Annotated in this window: 15 protein-coding genes, 1 tRNA gene and 4 pseudogenes; 8 read left to right on the top strand and 12 right to left on the bottom strand. The window is 55.5% G+C overall.

Features of this window, described 5'->3' with window-relative positions; genetic code table 11:
• From HK23_RS10640 to HK23_RS10620, 5 genes are all read right to left on the bottom strand, one after another.
• The coding region (locus HK23_RS10640; RefSeq protein WP_256940156.1) for a type II toxin-antitoxin system CcdA family antitoxin at nucleotides 1-131 on the bottom strand (131 nt) is incomplete at its 3' end.
• 114 nt (nucleotides 132-245) lie between these two features.
• The gene (gene vapC / locus HK23_RS10635) at nucleotides 246-692 is read right to left on the bottom strand and encodes a type II toxin-antitoxin system tRNA(fMet)-specific endonuclease VapC (RefSeq protein ID WP_086653943.1); all 447 of its coding nucleotides are present in this window, start codon (nucleotides 690-692) and stop codon (nucleotides 246-248) included.
• Nucleotides 692-916, bottom strand: a complete 225-nt coding sequence (gene vapB, locus HK23_RS10630) for a type II toxin-antitoxin system VapB family antitoxin (protein ID WP_086653942.1) — start codon at nucleotides 914-916, stop codon at nucleotides 692-694. Before vapB ends, vapC begins: the two co-directional genes overlap by 1 nt.
• Nucleotides 917-1,022: 106 nt before the next feature.
• Entirely contained in the window at nucleotides 1,023-2,456 is a 1,434-nt protein-coding gene (locus HK23_RS10625; protein ID WP_086653944.1) for a DUF6880 family protein, read from the bottom strand.
• A gap of 148 nt (nucleotides 2,457-2,604) precedes the next feature.
• Nucleotides 2,605-3,126, bottom strand: a complete 522-nt coding sequence (locus HK23_RS10620) for a hypothetical protein (RefSeq protein WP_086653941.1) — start codon at nucleotides 3,124-3,126, stop codon at nucleotides 2,605-2,607.
• Between the two features lie 152 nt (nucleotides 3,127-3,278).
• Between HK23_RS10620 and HK23_RS14580 the strand changes: the two genes are divergently transcribed.
• Nucleotides 3,279-3,387: transfer RNA gene (locus tag HK23_RS14580), tRNA-Glu, on the top strand.
• 143 nt (nucleotides 3,388-3,530) lie between these two features.
• Complete coding sequence (locus HK23_RS10615) at nucleotides 3,531-4,640, top strand: integrase (RefSeq protein ID WP_086653940.1); 1,110 nt, start codon at nucleotides 3,531-3,533, stop codon at nucleotides 4,638-4,640.
• A gap of 8 nt (nucleotides 4,641-4,648) precedes the next feature.
• On the opposite strand, the gene HK23_RS10610 is transcribed toward HK23_RS10615, so the two are convergent.
• The 5 genes and pseudogenes from HK23_RS10610 to HK23_RS10590 all read right to left on the bottom strand — a co-directional run.
• Entirely contained in the window at nucleotides 4,649-4,990 is a 342-nt protein-coding gene (locus tag HK23_RS10610; RefSeq protein ID WP_086653939.1) for a MerR family transcriptional regulator, read from the bottom strand.
• A 339-nt stretch (nucleotides 4,991-5,329) separates the two neighbouring features.
• Nucleotides 5,330-5,965 carry a hypothetical protein gene (locus HK23_RS10605; RefSeq protein WP_086653938.1) on the bottom strand — a complete coding sequence of 212 codons (636 nt, stop codon included), beginning with the start codon at nucleotides 5,963-5,965 and terminating at the stop codon, nucleotides 5,330-5,332.
• A gap of 86 nt (nucleotides 5,966-6,051) precedes the next feature.
• On the bottom strand, nucleotides 6,052-6,225 hold the full coding sequence (locus tag HK23_RS10600) for a hypothetical protein (protein ID WP_231888558.1): 174 nt from the start codon (nucleotides 6,223-6,225) through the stop codon (nucleotides 6,052-6,054).
• Between the two features lie 306 nt (nucleotides 6,226-6,531).
• Nucleotides 6,532-6,747: a hypothetical protein gene (locus HK23_RS10595; RefSeq protein WP_143217550.1), complete on the bottom strand. Its 216-nt coding sequence runs from the start codon at nucleotides 6,745-6,747 to the stop codon at nucleotides 6,532-6,534.
• A gap of 82 nt (nucleotides 6,748-6,829) precedes the next feature.
• Nucleotides 6,830-7,619 (bottom strand): annotated as a pseudogene (locus tag HK23_RS10590) (Mu transposase domain-containing protein); the annotation flags it as partial.
• Nucleotides 7,620-7,726: 107 nt separating this feature from the next.
• On the opposite strand from HK23_RS10590, the pseudogene HK23_RS10585 reads away from it, so the two are divergent.
• Both HK23_RS10585 and HK23_RS10575 read left to right on the top strand, forming a co-directional pair.
• Nucleotides 7,727-8,023, top strand: a pseudogene (locus HK23_RS10585) (hypothetical protein); the annotation flags it as partial.
• Nucleotides 8,024-8,937: 914 nt separating this feature from the next.
• A protein-coding gene (locus HK23_RS10575) for an IS3 family transposase (protein ID WP_179193874.1) occupies nucleotides 8,938-10,061 on the top strand; the annotation gives its coding sequence in 2 pieces (ribosomal slippage) (nucleotides 8,938-9,166 and nucleotides 9,166-10,061; 1,125 coding nt in all).
• Here the strand turns inward: HK23_RS10575 and HK23_RS10570 are convergent.
• Nucleotides 10,027-10,320, bottom strand: coding sequence for a transposase (locus HK23_RS10570; protein ID WP_373270327.1), 294 nt, complete (start codon nucleotides 10,318-10,320; stop codon nucleotides 10,027-10,029). The genes HK23_RS10575 and HK23_RS10570 overlap by 35 nt on opposite strands.
• On the opposite strand from HK23_RS10570, the pseudogene HK23_RS10565 reads away from it, so the two are divergent.
• Nucleotides 10,321-11,106, top strand: a pseudogene (locus HK23_RS10565) (IS1380 family transposase); the annotation flags it as partial. It abuts the gene before it with no gap.
• Nucleotides 11,107-11,286: 180 nt separating this feature from the next.
• Here HK23_RS10565 and HK23_RS10560 read toward each other — a convergent pair.
• Nucleotides 11,287-11,886: pseudogene (locus HK23_RS10560) on the bottom strand (IS701 family transposase); the annotation flags it as partial.
• A 317-nt stretch (nucleotides 11,887-12,203) separates the two neighbouring features.
• On the opposite strand from HK23_RS10560, the gene HK23_RS10555 reads away from it, so the two are divergent.
• The 3 genes from HK23_RS10555 to HK23_RS10545 form a co-directional block, all read left to right on the top strand.
• Complete coding sequence (locus HK23_RS10555) at nucleotides 12,204-13,256, top strand: peptidoglycan-binding domain-containing protein (protein WP_086653934.1); 1,053 nt, start codon at nucleotides 12,204-12,206, stop codon at nucleotides 13,254-13,256.
• Nucleotides 13,257-13,425: 169 nt separating this feature from the next.
• Nucleotides 13,426-14,220 (top strand): hypothetical protein, encoded by a 795-nt coding sequence (locus HK23_RS10550; RefSeq protein WP_086653933.1) that lies wholly within the window; start codon nucleotides 13,426-13,428, stop codon nucleotides 14,218-14,220.
• The coding region (locus HK23_RS10545) for a hypothetical protein (RefSeq protein WP_086653932.1) at nucleotides 14,217-15,201 on the top strand (985 nt) is incomplete at its 3' end. The genes HK23_RS10550 and HK23_RS10545, both read left to right, overlap by 4 nt.

The following is a 15,201-nucleotide window of genomic DNA, read 5'->3' as shown; positions in this document are numbered from 1 at the left end:
GCTGACTTCAACCCCTGTTCGCAGGCCTGCGATATGTTGAGATCAAGCGATTTGGCTTCTTCGAGTAATTCAGCAGGTAACGTCACATTAGTGGGACGACGTGACGGGGTGGTAGAATGCACGCGAACCATAGCTTTGATCCTATTTACATGAGAACTGAAACATAGCACATGTTTATGCGCATTTCCATGCGCATATTATCATCTCGATATATGCCTGCTTTCAGAAAACTCCAGCAATTCCTGTTACGTCTGACATGAGGCAGAAGCAGCAGATCCACTTACCTCCTCACCCGCCGTCCAATCCTCGGAACGCAACCCATCTACCCTCGTAAATTCTCGTAAGTTTCCAGTCACGACGATAAGCCCCCTGCTTCGAGCATGACCGGCAATCATCAAATCATAGGGGCCGATGACACAGCCACGCTTTTCCAGCTCTGCTCGGATTTCCGCTGTATGAGCGGCAGCGTCATCGTCAAATGGTAAAACAGACAGACGCGCGGCAAAATGCTCAACCTCACGTCGAATCTTTGCCGGATCGTGAGATTTTTCGGCTCCATAAAGAAGCTCGTAGAGTACGACACCCGAGATGCAGAGCGCCTCGGCGTTATCATTGAAACGTTCCCGCAGACCCTGTGGACGATCGCGCAGGACGCGGATGCAAAAATTTGTATCCAGAAGATAACGAAGCATTAGAAGCTTTCGCGTTCCTGCATCCTCGGCTGATCGCGCTCAGGCAGTGGAGTGCCCGGAGCGGCAAAGAAGTCGTCCCATGCGGCATTTGCAGGGGCGATTATACGACGCGCACCATCCGGGATGATCACGACGTCTTTCAGGCTGGCGTCAAACGCAACCGCTTTGGGAAGACGCACGGCCTGGGACCGATTGGACAGAAAGAGCGTTGTGCGGGTGAGCATCGTAACCTCCGCGTGGGATATGTCGGCAGTATATCCTTTCTCTTGCTAGATAGCAATGGAATTCCTCCGCCATGCTGGTCTCCCCGTTTTCCCAGCAAGACTGCTCTCAGGGCACGGCGATCAATGACCAGAATCCGAGTTTGCGCTTATGGGCAGCCTTCAGTCGGATCATGAAGGCTTCGTGGGTTTCCATACCATCTGCTTCAGTCAACATAGGCGCAAGCAGCCGACAGGACGCAAGATCCTTTGCGGCATAGGCGTAGTAACGGGAAAGCGCCCTGTCCAGCACGGCCTCGACCAGCAGGCGGTAAAGCAGGGTCGCCTCATTGGGATAGGCTTCAGACAGACGTTCCGCTGCCGGGCGTAGTGTCCCGTAATCACGTCCATCCAGTTCTGCCCTATTGTCCCGCACAAGACGCGCGGCTTCGTCGAGCGCGGGCCATTCCAGCAGAGTGGAGAGGGCAACGCTTCTGTTCGGAAAATTCCGGATGTGATCAAGCGCCTCCTCTTCGGCGTCAATCGCATCGTAATCGCTGAGATGACGTTGATAGGCTTTCCAGTGCGGCAGGCTCAGGCGTTCCCGAAAGACGTTCCATCGCAGGGCCTGAGCTTTATCTCGGTCTCCAACGGCCTCGTATGCTTCAATCCGCAGATCGTCGTTTTGCTTGTAAAAGCGGGAATTCTCCTCGGCTTCCCGGTCGAGCCATCCGAGTGCCTCACGATGCCGCCCCTTGTCCATAAGACGCCGTGCAATGTCGCCGATAGAGACAGACTGGCGATCACTCAGGCTGACAGCGTCAATATACGCATCGACGTCTCCCATGGCATCGGCCAGATCCCGCAGGTAAGCGATTGTCTGCATACGCGCGATGTCGGTATGATAATCTCTCTTCCCCTTAGACGCAGGAAGGTCATGCAGCCGTGCCAGAAGCATGGTTCTGAGCATGGCCGCGCCCGACTCACCCAATGCCGTGCCGCACACGGCGAGCAGACGATCGCAAGTGCCATACCCGTCATCATCAAGCAGCGTGAGAAGGTCTGTGACGACAACGGCGGGATCCCGGTTGGCCTGTCGCCCCCAGAGAACGCCGAGATCAGAAGCGGCCTCCCGGAAGACGTCCGACAGGTATCCGGAACTGTCGTCCGAGCGCTCATAGACGGATGGGGCAATCTCCACGAGCAGCCGCATGGCTGAAATAGCCTGTCCGACATCGGCGGTGGCGACGTTGTCAAGAATGGATTGCCGCAGGGTATCGAGCTCGACTGCCAGAGGACGGATCCGGTCCCATGGCAGGAACCCACGAGAACGCTGGATCGTGCGCAGCCTCTTTTCGATCTCCTTGCCGAGTTTGTCCTTCGCATGAACAGCCGTTAGCGCCATGCGGAGCTTACGGGTCAGCGCGGCGTCCTGCCCTGCCAGTTCGACGAGCAGGTCCGCAAGCCGGTCCGCACCAAGCGCCTTCAGATTATCCTTCGTGACGGTCGTGCCGGCTTTCGCTGACCCTCGGGAACTCGACTTTTCAGACGGATTTCGTGCCATGAAAGCAGGATATGGCCCAGCCCCGGAACGCACAACCATCCTCGTTGGTCCTTGGGACCGACTTGTCCCTGCCATTTTTGCCTGTCGACCTCATCAGACACGCCTCTCCGGACAGAACTGGCGCATCCGATGTCGATTATTCCTCTTTTTACTGTGTTCCTTTGGCCCAGAAGCGCCCGGTGGCGGTCCTTCGTGACTCCCATCCTGTATTTTTCATGATTTCTGCAATATCTTTCTCTGATGGAGGATCAATCACATTCTTTGTGATTTCTGCCAGTGTCGTTTTCGTTTTCCCGGACAGAAAGCTCTCAACACTGAGTGCCTTCTGCGAAGGGAAGGAAAGCGGTGGCGCGTTGTCTTCCTCGATCTGGAAGCACCCTTCCTGCTCGATGAACTCTGCCACCCGATGCAGGCCAAGAAATTTTACGCCCGCCAGACGATCGTCGGCATAATAGGCGCTCCCAGCAGCATCGGCGAACATGTCCCATAGACGTTCTATGACCAGTGGAGGCAGGTATTGAACCATCGTGAGCCGGTTGATCGGTTGCCATCTGGGCACTTCATGGTCTTCCCCTACGATGACTTCGATCGCATCCGTGCCAGCGTTAAAACGGATGCGGCCTTTCATTCCGGCCCGAATCTCTTCGCGCATTTCGCGGTCTTCATACATGATCCTGTTTCCTTCAAATTTGCGGTCTATTTTGTGCGCAGCAGATGATGGCGGCCCTGTCGACCACGGCGCAAAACGTCCACTGAAAGCAGGAAAACGGCTCTGGTCCACCTGGACCTTTAAACAGTTGCGCGGGGCTGTTTTCCGTCGTTTTGGTGTGGCACGCAGTTGTGTATAATTGCATCTAGATACTTGAAATTGCCTGTTTCGCGCTGCCCTCTCACGGCGGCAACACGGGTTCGAATCCCGTACGGGACGCCAATCTTTCCAATGGCTTAGAGTTTTGGTCACGGAATGATTGACTGCTTTTGGGCCCACCTCGGGCCCATCGCCAAAAAAGACGATAAGCACATGGTCCCAATGGGCCCATGAAAAGGCTATGCTGGGCCCAAGCGAGGCTCACCATGAAAGATCGAATCACTTCTGCCAAAATTGATCCAGCGACAGGCCGTCCGCTCCCGGCCGGAGTTGAATATCGCGGCAAGGGCCAGTATCGGGCCCGCAAGCGCATCACGGGCGGCGAGCGGATCCATCAAACCTTCTCCACGGCCAAACTCGCCCGCCGCTGGCTGGACACGACGTCCGCCAAACTGGAACTCGGACAGTTTGAAGACACGCGACCACTAGAACGCCAGACCGTCCATGAACTGGTCGACCGTTATGTGCGCGAAGAGATGCAGACCCGGGAGAACGATCGCAAAGGTCACATCCCCGCTATCCTTCAGGACGAGATCGCACAGCTTGCGCTGGTCGATCTGACCCCGACGGCAGTCCGTGGTTTCCGGGATCGGCTGGCTGAGAAATACAGCGCTGCGACGGTGGTCAAACGTCTCAACCTGCTCGCTGCGATCTGCCAGCATGCGATCGCAGAGTGGGACCTGCCCTTTTCAAAAAATCCGGCTGCCGCAACGGCGGTCAAGCGACCCGCTGGCGCAGACAAGAAACGCAACCGCCGTCTCATTGGCGATGAATACGACCGCCTTTTGGAAGCCATGGCAACATCGCCCTGGCCTGATGATGTAACCTTCGTCCAGTTTGCCATTGAACAAGGTACCCGACGGGAGGAAGCCCTGACACTCCGTTGGCGTGACATTGACTTTGATCGTCATGCCTTGTCCTTGGGAAAAACGAAGACCATGCACCGCGCCATTGAACGTGGTCCGGAAATCCGTCCGCTAACCCCCGGTGCGGCCCGCCTGCTGCGGGCCCTTCAGGCACAACGCAAATCCAGTCGCCCCGGAGATCTCGTCTTTGATATTGGCAGCAAGGACGCGTTCTCTGTCCGGTTCGGGCGGATGACAAAGAAAGCAGGCCTCAAGGACCTCACCTTCCATGACCTTCGACATGAGGCGACAAGCCGCCTCGCAAAGATTTACACGAACCCGCTCGAACTTCGCCGCGTGACGGGTCACAAGGATATCAAATCTCTGGACCGGTACTACCAGCCTCATACGGAAGATCTGGCAGCCAAAGCCATCGCATATGAAAAGCGTAGCTCTGACGATAAAGACTAGCGTTTCCGTCAGGCTATCAGAAATGACAGCCTGATCAGAGCCACAAGCAACAGAGCAGCGATCACAATCCAGAAACTGAAATCCGGACTGAATACCAGACTCTCTCCGCGACCCCGCCGCTTTTTCCGGAGCTGTTTTCTCTCTGTTTCCAGAATCTTCCTTTCAATAAAATCATCAAGCGCCGCCACCGGAAAACACCGCACCCGACCAATTTTCACCGACTGAATTCCCAGCTCTTCATGCTGGTTTCGTAGCGTCCCTTCTGCAAGACCAATATACGCCGCTGCGGCAGAGTAGCGCAGCAGGCCACGAAACTCTCTTTCCAGAACTGTGCTTTTATCAGACGACATAGTACATCCCGTCCTGTTTTGAGAGCCCGATCGAACATAGGATCCGGCAAGGTAGCGCTATCAGATCCCCGTCATCCGTCTTTATCCTGGACATCGTCACAACCTCCCTGAGGGGAAACTGGCTTCACTCGATGATCGGGGTCAGGGCATCGAATCAACCACCAGTTTCACTGTTCTGTTCAGGGTATGAGACCTTGCTGAAACAGCAAGACGGTTTTTTCGCAATTTTTGACATCGTCCGGTCCCGTTCCGGATACCGAGACCACGTCATGTACTATCATTTCTGGCGCGGGAGTTCCGGTGTCGGTCATCCCGCGCCTCAGACATCGGTCCTTGTTCTTAGAGCGACAACGCAATGTTACTCCCGTCGTCAGCGATGCGGTCCACCAGGGACTGGCACAGCGCCTTCAGGTCTTCCGGCCGGGCCAGCAGGTCGAGGAAGATACAGACCGGGGTGATACCCACACGACGGTAAAAAGCCTCCCGCCGCTCGAACCGCTCCAGTCCTCGGCACTCATGATCGTTGCGGGTGATGCGGTTCACACCACAGCAGCCGATCACCTCGATGAAGCAGGCGGCATCTCGACGTCGCAGCGTCAGATCCGCTTTCTCCGGCCCCACATCAGCCATGATCGGCTGGTGAAGATCGATCTCCATGTCGTGATGTTTGAGAGAATCCAGTATCTGATACACGATACGTTCAGGCAGGGATTCCAGTATCTTGCCATCCGACGCTGTGGTTCCCGTGGACGGCAGATCTGGCCAGCGCGCCCGCGCCTGGGCATCGATGCGAGCCCAGTCCCGCTGACCAGACTCACCGATGAAGACCAGATGCTGACCGGCGGGGCCGAGGTAACGACAGATGGCCTCGCTCGGCGGGGCGCCGAGAGCACGGGCCAGGTCCCGATAGGTGATCAGATCAGCTTCGGTGGGGTGAAAACGGGACGGCGTAGCGTCGTCTGAAGAGCGAAACATTCTTTATTTTCCTTATGAAACGAGAACAGGCGCGATATGAGCGCGCCTGTTAATGGAAGAAAGGGATATGAGTGAGGAGGAGTGCGTCAGTCGCAGCCGGAGCCTTCGCCATCCAGAATCTTGCTGGTCACGCACCGGACCTTGCGTCCGATCATGCGGGTCAGGATAACGACGCCCTCTAGGATGCGGTCGTCCGTATTGCCCTCGAGCGATTGGCTTATGGCGAAGTCAAGCAGCCGATGCAGTGCTACAAGCTGCATAAGATCCGCCTCTACAGCGGAAGAAGTAGTTGTATGATCAGACATTGATGTTCTCGTTTGGAAGTATTGCGGGACGAGGAACCCACACGCCAAAAACCGATACCAGATCGGAAAAGAACAAAATCCTTTGGGGAATTTAGGGTGTGAGACCTCAAAGCCCGGGAAAAATCAGGATCAGATCACACAATAAAAACAGACAGAGAAATACTACACCGTTAACCCTGCCAGAGCTCGCAAGACTCGTTTCTGAAAAATGCCGGCTTAATCCATTATAGATTCGAACTGATCGTATCAGCCTGAAAAGCGTTACTGTTTTCTTGGGCGCGGAAGTGCCCGCTTTCGCGTGGCTGCGACCTGAGCGTTCTTTGCAACTTCTGTCCGCTGGTCTTCAGACATCAGGGCGGCGATCACACGGCTTCGTACACTGGCATCCGTCCCCTCGATACGCCTGCCGGCAATACCAGCCTTTTCGTCGAGGATCGTGTTGATGTTGGCAAGTTTTTCAATCAGCACCTTGGCCACATACTCATCCAGATTCTGCCTGTCCGGCATATGCGCCAGCAGAGTGATGATGTGATAGCCTTTCGCCGTCTGACCTGCCCGGTGGCACACCATGCGAACGCGTGATGAGCCGATCATGCACGCACAGAACCTGCCCTTCGGCGATAATGCGCAGCCTGTCGGGATAAACCCGCAGGCTGATCGGACGATTGGCAAAGGAGGCCGGTACGCTGTAGCGATTGCCTTCGAACTGGATCAGGCAGGTTGGCGAGACGCGCTTGGTCTGTTCGACAAACCCGTCAAAGGGACGCCCCGGCACCATGAGGTGAGGACGCTCACTGGCATGGACCTCGGCGATGGTCCGGGCCAGTTCGATATGCTGCAGCCGTTCCCAGCAGTCCAGGCAGCGAGCTTCCAGCCAGGCATTCAGCGCCCCCAACCTGCAGCTTGACGCGATGCCCGGCAATCACCGCCCAGTCCTCGCCCCAGTCGAACTGGAAGGCTTCCCCGGGCTGGAAGCGCAGGGGTACGAAAACACCTCGATCCGTTGTCTGGCGTGCCTGGTACTGTTCGTGTTTCCATTGCCGGATGAAAGCGGCCACTCGTCCGTAGGATCCATCATAACCCAGTGCCACAAGGTCTTCATGTAGTCATCGCGCCGTGCGCCGGTTCTTGCGTGATCGGGCAGCTTCCAGGACGAGCCATCCCCTCAGCCTGTCAACAAATGGGTCCAGTCGGCTGGGGCGTTCGGGAACCTGGAACCGCGGTTCAATACTCTCCGCCCGGAGATATTTCCGGATCGTATTGCGTGACAGCCCCGTCCGGCGTTCAATCTCGCGGATCGGAAGATGATCCCGGCAGTGCCACCGACGGATCACACTCAGAAGCTCCATGTCAATCACTCCTCAAACCCCCAGCAGATGATGCCGGGGAGTGTGAAGGCATGGGTCAAATCTCGATGAAAATTTCCGCCCTACCCGGGTCAGTTCTCAGTGAAAATCAACATCCTGATGAAGTGTCCGTGCCCGGCCAGACGCCCCAGCAGGCTCTGGAAACCCTGACATGGGAAGCGGCCGCACGCACCTATCCCGAAGGGGGCCCGGACGAAGTCCGCAAAAGCCTGAACCATGAACTCGGCCTGATCGGGCGCATGGAATACGCACCGTATTTCCTCACGGTGAACAGCATTGTCCGTTATGCCCGTAGCCAGGACATTCTTTGTCAGGGTCGTGGACCGGCCACCAATTCTGCGGTCTGTTATGTGCTGGGCATCACCGCCATTGATCCGGCCCGTAGCATCCAAAATTCCTACATTTTCGCCTGTGGATAAGTCAGTTTCTGGGTGAATTTCGACCGCTGCTGTTTGGACGCAAAAAAAAGAGGGGGGTAGAAAATGACCACTTTTTTTTCCGGATTTGGTACATGAAATACAGGGCAAGTGCCTTTTTTTGCCCCCGCTCGGTTGGAGGTGGGTGTGTCGTGTTACGGTGTCGCATCGAAAAGGGAGCCGAATTTATTCGGCGATAGAGGAAAGAAGAAAAGAGAAAAAGCGTAGCGATTTCATATGCATCCGAAGGGTGCGTATGAAATTGAGGTAGCGTGCCCTCCAAGCCGGAAAAATTGGTGGTAGGGGAGGAGAGATGGTGGTGCCAGGCGTCCATTGGGAAAAGATCGTCGGGAAGGAGGCAATGTTCGGGGGTAGAATGGATCAACGCGGTCGGAGAGGCCGTTTTTTTGACCGTGTGATGGCCTTCGGCAGTTTCTGGTGGTAGGTGGTGCGGAGCGATCTTCTAGCCTTCTCGCTAGGCTGTGTAGATGGCGTTGGCGTCATGGATGCCCATCTAGGGGTTGATTTGGTCGCTCTTTAGGGTGTTTTGGCTGGTGTGTGATTAGTACCGCAGTTTGGCAGTGTTTTCTGTACCACAAAAACCGAACACTGTTGTAAAAAAGGGCACTTTTGGGATTAAATCCCAAAACGCATTTTCCGCCATTGAATAAAAACAATGACTTAGCGTTTCTTAACCGGAATGAATCGTGGTGAAAAATGGCTGGTTTTTGGGTCGATTTGCCCTGTGGATAGTTTTGTTTTTGGTCCGGAATATTATTGACCTTGAAAGCGCATGGAAGTGATCAATCACCTGAATGGACTTGCAACGGTTTTGTGCCGGTCATCTGAGCGTTTTAAGCTCGTATCAGGAGACCGACGACACCATGAAACATACGGAAGATTTCAAGCGCGAGGCCGTGAGGCTTGCGTTGAGCAGTGGACTGTCACGCACGCGGGTTGCGACCGACCTGGGCATTGGCAAATCTACGCTGGCGAAATGGATAGTGGATTATCGTCCGGACGAGCCGGGATCGGGACAGCAGGCTGATCTGGCCCGCGAGAATGAACGTCTTCGCCTGGAAAACCGAATTCTGCGGGAGGAGAGGGAAATTCTAAAAAAAGCTACCCAGTTCTTCGCGAGCCAAAAGCCATGAGGTTCGCCTTCATCCACGGACATCGGCATGAATGGCCAATCGAGAGGCTGTGCCAAGTCCTGCGGGTCTCGGCACGGGGTTACCGGGCCTGGACATCCCGACCTTCCTGTCAGCGCCAGCGCACCGATCTGAAAGTACTGGCGCATATTCGTGAACATTATGCCCTGAGCAACGGCTCCTACGGACGGCCGCGCATGACCATGGAACTGAGGGAAGCCGGGCTTGATGTCGGGGAACGTCGCGTTGGTCGCCTCATGAAGGACAACGGGATCCGGCCCGTACGCACCCGTCGCAACAAGGTCACGACCGACAGCCATCACCATTCTGACATTGTGGCCAACCTTCTGGACGGTGACTTCCTTGCTGAAGGCCCTAACCGGAAATGGGCAGGCGATATCAGCTATATCTGGACTGCCGAGGGCTGGCTCTACCTGGCTGTCGTCATCGATCTGTTCAGTCGTCGTGTGATCGGGTGGGCTGCAAGCCGCCGGATGAAAAAGGATCTGGCCATCCGTGCCCTGGATATGGCGGTGCGGCTGCGTAACCCGGTGCCCAACTGCATTTTCCATTCTGATCGTGGCAGCCAATACTGTTCTCATGATTTCCGGAAAAAGCTGCTGGCCCATGGATTACTGGCTTCAATGTCTGGAAAGGGAAACTGTTTTGACAACGCCGCTGTCGAAACGTTTTTCAAAAGCTTGAAGGCGGAATGGCTCTGGAGGCAAAACTGGCCAACCCGTCGTCAGGCGACTGCTGCCATCTTCCAGTATATCAATGGTTTCTACAATCCACGTCGACGCCATTCATATCTGGGCGGCATCAGCCCTCTCGCTTTCGAAGCAAGAGTGGCATAACAAGATAAGCGACCGGCACAAAACCGTTGCAAGTCCAGTCCTGGCCTTTCAGCACTTTGGTCGTGGAACCATTCCGCCGGTTCAGCTGGCCCGGCGGGGCAGCCTTGCCCTCTTCATAGCCCAGATGCGCGGTCAATTCCCCGCCAAGCATACGCTCCATGAGCCGAATTTTCAGCTCCTTCAGCAGCCCGGAATCACCAAGCAGGTCTTCAGGACGCTCTACGCCCGTCAATAATTCGTCGAGGATTTCCATCGAGATGGTCATTCATGCTTCCTTTCGGTAAAGCATGGACCAGATCATTCATACACAGAAGATCGGACACTCTCCAGCCGGATCGTGAAACAGATCAGGAACCGCTGGCCCAGGGTGCGTATCCTGGTGCGCGGGGACAGTGGCTTCGCCCGGGACACTCTGATGACATGGTGCGAAGAGAATCACGTGGACTTCCTGTTCGGGCTTGCGGGGAACAGCCGCCTGTATGACCGGATTGCCTCCCTGTCCGCTGAGGTTCGTGACGAAGCCACACGCACAGGCAAAGCGGCGCGCGGCTTTGCCTCCTTTGACTGGATCACAAAGGACAGCTGGACACGCCGCAGGCGAGTGGTAGCCAAGGCCGAATGGCGCCACGGCAACCGCTATCATCGCTTTATCGTCACCACTCTGCCACAGGGAACGTCCGAACCGCGTCATCTTTACGAACAGGTCTACTGCGCCCGTGGGGATATGGAAAACCGGATCAAGGAATGTCAGCTGGATCTGTTCTCCGACAGAACCTCATCCCACACCATCCGGGCCAACCAGCTCCGGCTGTGGTTCTCGGCCGCAGCCTATGTCCTGCTCACGGCTCTGCAGCACATGGCCCTTGGGCAGACCTCTCTGGAGACGGCGACCTGTGGCACAATCCGGTCACGACTGCTTAAAATCGCGACAGTCGTAAAGGTCAGCGTCCGTCGGATCGTTCTGTCCATGCCAGATATGTTTCCCTGCCAGCATGAATTCGCTCTTGCTCATGCACGATTGCGAAGACTTTACCTCGCGTCCTGACGAAACAGACAGCGCATAGGCCACATAGTTCCCACCAACACTGCCTTCTCACGCGGTGACACCCTCACTGCGTTCAGAATCTGCCCCTACAGACACAAAACCATCGGTCGCCCAGATCAGACGCCAAGGAAGTCCTGAAAAACAGAAAATGAGCCAAAATCACTATATCTGTGAGAAAAGCGCGTCGATACTCCGCTCGATCATCATCGAGGCCAACGCCGGTTTGGTTGCAAACACCACGTCATCGGGAACGTGGGTCTGCTGCAGGCGCTCACGGTTCGATGTCCAGTCTTTCGGGAGATACAGGGCGCGGTCAATAAAGGCATGGCCCCGCGCCGAGACATAGGTGGCAAATACCACAATCTGGCAGTTCGTGATCTTGCCGGCAGATCCCGTATACTGCCGTCCGACACCGCATGACGCCTGACCTTTCTTCAGAAAACCGGTCTCATCAATCACCAGCACACCATCTTCAGTGCCCAGATGCTCGATCACATAATCCCTGACGACATCCCGAAGGGCATCGGCATCCCAGTGCCCGCGCCCCAGAAGCGCCTGCTGCCGCCATGGACCAGGATCTCCTGCGGCTTCCGCTCGCATCCATCCCGTTTTGCGTGGTTCATTGCCAATCAAAATATCAAGAAAAGCACAGGCTGAATCTACGACACGTTTTTGCGTGAACAGTGGAGCAATCCGCTCCTTGGCTGATCGAAGCGAACGCACCCATAATTCCAGCGTCTCTTCAACAGACGCACCGCCACTCATCATATCCTGAATCATGGTTACCCATAGAGTCAGAACTCAACACAAAATGCAACTGTAGTGCTAGATACCCGCCGTCTCGAACTTTGTCACAAAACAGAAGCAAATTGATAGAAAATACATAACAAAAGGCACATATAAAATATTTTGGCGATGGCAGATTTGCGTCCGCCGCCAAGAGCGCTATTCTTCTGCAGCATTTTATCAGGGGACCGAATTTGAAGTGGTTTTTATTATTGGCAGCAGCGCTTACTGCGCCAGGGGTTGCATACGGACAGGACTATAAACCTGACTTCAACTGTTCGGCAGATCACTCGAAAGACAGCATTGCCACAATGCTGTGTCAGAATAGCGAAGCAGCAAAATACGAGCTTATTTTTGACCAGACCTACTATGCCCTCCGCCAGATTGTCGGTAAATCCGGGTGGAAGGCACTCAAGCAGGAAGCCATTGCGGATGATGACGTCTTCAAGGCATGCGTTGAGCCAGAGACAATGGATGGCATTCTACCAAGAGCCGATCCTTCCTGTTATATTTCTACAATAGACAGCTTGACCCAGAAATATCGAAGGCGTCTGTCTGGCAGCGCTCTGGAAGAAGCCTCTCGGCCAATTGACCAGCATATTGCGCTCCAGCAAAAATTTATTGACCTTGGCTATCTTCCTGCGGGCAGTATTGCTGACGGCGTTTACGGGGAAGCAACGCGAGAAGCCATTTCCACGTGGCAGAGGGTCGCACACAGGCCGGCATCAGACGGATTTATTTCCGATGCGGACGCAGCCACTCTCAGCGCGTCCACAGCTCAAAATCAGTCTTATGACAAGCCGCCTGTCCCACAGCACTCCGTGCCCACCCTGCAGGACGAACAGCAGATTGCGGCAGAAAATCTGAAAGCCATGGAATATGTGGTAGGCAATTTTCAGCAAGACGCCTTCTCTCTCCAAAAGTGTGGGAGACAGGTTTCCATGGAAAACGGCTACGCTCAGGACCCCAATGTCATACAGCTCGCTCAGGCACGTTGCATTGTTTACGTACAAAAATATATCAACGACTGTGCATCCAGTGGCCAGTTCAAGCCTCAAACCTGCGTGAATGCTTATGGCACCGTATTTGGCCATGCCCTGACAACACAGGAAGCACTGACAACAGGGAAGGGGGGCGATGCTGCCTTGCCGGAAGTTTCTGACCGGGACGTGATTACTCTGGAGAGAAGTGCGAATGAAGACTGTCGCGGCGGTATGGAAACGGAAAGCCTGACAACATTTGCCTGTACGCGTCGGGATTATCTGGACAAGCAGCTGTCTGCACGTGGCTGGTGCTGGGGCCACCCTGGCAACACGGATGAGGCAGAAGCCAACAAATCATGGCGCCTTTGCTCCGGGCTGTGAAAAATTCTGCCCATTGGTGTGATACGCCAGAAATGCTGATGAGGTGAGCCTTATATGCTCGCCTCCTCATAGGTGCGCCAATCTCGTCCATAAGGGGTTTTTTTGCCCTATCCGAGTATGGTATGATTGCTACCATATTGAAGTAACTTTATTCAAAAGAGACATTAATTTGGCTGCTTCTATTATTATTCTGCGGAGTGAGCTTAAAGGCCTCAGCCTTCTCGGATTACGCGACAAGCCTGTTATCCAGCAATATGCCAGCCTCCTGCAGATTGTGGCGGCCTCTGGTGTGAGCAATTTCTCGTTCTGTGAGCCCGTTGTGCGATGGCCAAAAAATGATTTCAGCGGAGAGGTCTCGTGGTACGCACCACAGGAAGCACGGCTGGTGCAACTGGTCACACTGCCTCCTCAGGAACAGGACCCGCTGCTGCAAGCCTTTTGTGATAAGGTGCGCCACCTGCAAGACTTTATGGCCGCCCTATCCCCTGCCGAGAGAGCTCTTCTTGAACGCGCCCTTGTAGTCCCGGACATGAGCGCTCTCTATACCACCGATGGCCAGCACTTCATTCTGGCCCCTTGGGGCGCCCAGGCCACGGTAACAGGCGGTTTCAGAATTGACCCCAATCAGGTTGACTTCACACAGACCCCGATAGGGCTCCTTCTGGCCCCGCCGGAAAAAACCACACCTGCGGCACGCACGCCATCTGCCAGTTCCGATAAAAAGGATGATTTGGCACCTGACAGCACCACTGGCGTTCCGGCTCAGACTGCGCCACAGGAAATTCCTGTCAGCCCCTTACCAAACCTGCAGAAAACTGAATTGAGCCGCCCGCTACGCCTTATGCTTCTGGGGCTGGTATTTCTCATTTTTTTCGTGCTGGGATTACGCGCTGCGCTGCTGATTGCGGCCCACGCGCATAGTCTTTCGCTCTTTGGCTACACGCTTCTCGGTATCACGCCATGACACAGCAACTCCTCGCCACGACGTGGGACAGAGACGTTATTGCCATTACCCAACGTGGCCAATGCCTTACAGAATTATGGTCTGAATACCAGAATCTGCTTGCGCAGCATTTCGGGTCAGCCGGTGCGCATCTTCTGGCAGAGCCCGTGCGCAGCGAGACGGGCGCGACCGACTGGTATGGGGACGCCGGACCAGAAAAGTCGACAGAAGACCTTCAGGCAGAATTTGCCGTCTTCCGCCAGCGTATCCTGGCGCTGGTCGAGCACTTGCCGGCAGCACAAAGCACGTTAGGCAGCTTGTTGCCGAATGTAATCACTGTGCCGGGTCCTTCTTACATCCGGTCCGGCACCCATGGCCCTATTCTGGTTGCTTGGGCACACCGCCCGGTCACACAACGGATTGAAGCGGTTGATATTGTCGGCACGCCGCCGCCCCGCCCCGCCCCACCGCCGCCGCCAGAACCAGCCGCCTCAACCCTGGCGGATATTCCCATTCTACCGCCACCTGCGGAACCCAAGGTCACTAGGCTGATCGGCCCCTGGAAGGCATGGCTGCTGGCTCTTCTGGGCCTTTTGCTGTTTGCCATTGGCCTCTGGCTGCTTTCAAGACTACATGGCCTGTTTGATGGCATGGCCTGCCTGTATCCTCACCTGCTGTTCTGGCTGCTGCTCGCGTTTGCCCTGCTGTTGCTGCTGCTCCTGCTGGCAACCAGCACGCCCTGGCGCCGCCTGATGGATATACGACGTGCACGCAAGGTTGGTGCCCAGACAGGCGTTTTGCAGATCATGCTGGCATGGGATGATCTGAATGACCTGGACCTGCACGTTATCTGCCCTGACGGGAACAGACTTTATTTTGGCAATGCCCGGCATGCCGGCGGCTTTCTGGACTGTGACGCCAACGCCCGCCGGGATGACGCGCCGCCGCCAAACAACCGGCCTGTTGAAAACATTGTCTGGCAGACCTCCCCGCCTCTGGGCC

Source organism: Acetobacter malorum (assembly GCF_002153605.1).
Classification (GTDB): domain Bacteria; phylum Pseudomonadota; class Alphaproteobacteria; order Acetobacterales; family Acetobacteraceae; genus Acetobacter; species Acetobacter malorum_A.
Note: the sequence above shows the minus strand (reverse complement) of the source record. Positions and strands in the feature narration are given on the sequence as shown.

Coding starts and splice junctions, on each gene's coding strand:
- HK23_RS10615 (WP_086653940.1), top strand. CDS start 3,531: ATGAAAGATCGAATCACTTCTGCCAAAATTGATCCAGCGACAGGCCGT.
- HK23_RS10605 (WP_086653938.1), bottom strand. CDS start 5,965: ATGTTTCGCTCTTCAGACGACGCTACGCCGTCCCGTTTTCACCCCACC.
- HK23_RS10600 (WP_231888558.1), bottom strand. CDS start 6,225: ATGCAGCTTGTAGCACTGCATCGGCTGCTTGACTTCGCCATAAGCCAA.
- HK23_RS10555 (WP_086653934.1), top strand. CDS start 12,204: ATGCTGTGTCAGAATAGCGAAGCAGCAAAATACGAGCTTATTTTTGAC.
- HK23_RS10625 (WP_086653944.1), bottom strand. CDS start 2,456: ATGGCACGAAATCCGTCTGAAAAGTCGAGTTCCCGAGGGTCAGCGAAA.
- HK23_RS10610 (WP_086653939.1), bottom strand. CDS start 4,990: ATGTCGTCTGATAAAAGCACAGTTCTGGAAAGAGAGTTTCGTGGCCTG.
- HK23_RS10620 (WP_086653941.1), bottom strand. CDS start 3,126: ATGTATGAAGACCGCGAAATGCGCGAAGAGATTCGGGCCGGAATGAAA.
- vapC (WP_086653943.1), bottom strand. CDS start 692: ATGCTTCGTTATCTTCTGGATACAAATTTTTGCATCCGCGTCCTGCGC.
- vapB (WP_086653942.1), bottom strand. CDS start 916: ATGCTCACCCGCACAACGCTCTTTCTGTCCAATCGGTCCCAGGCCGTG.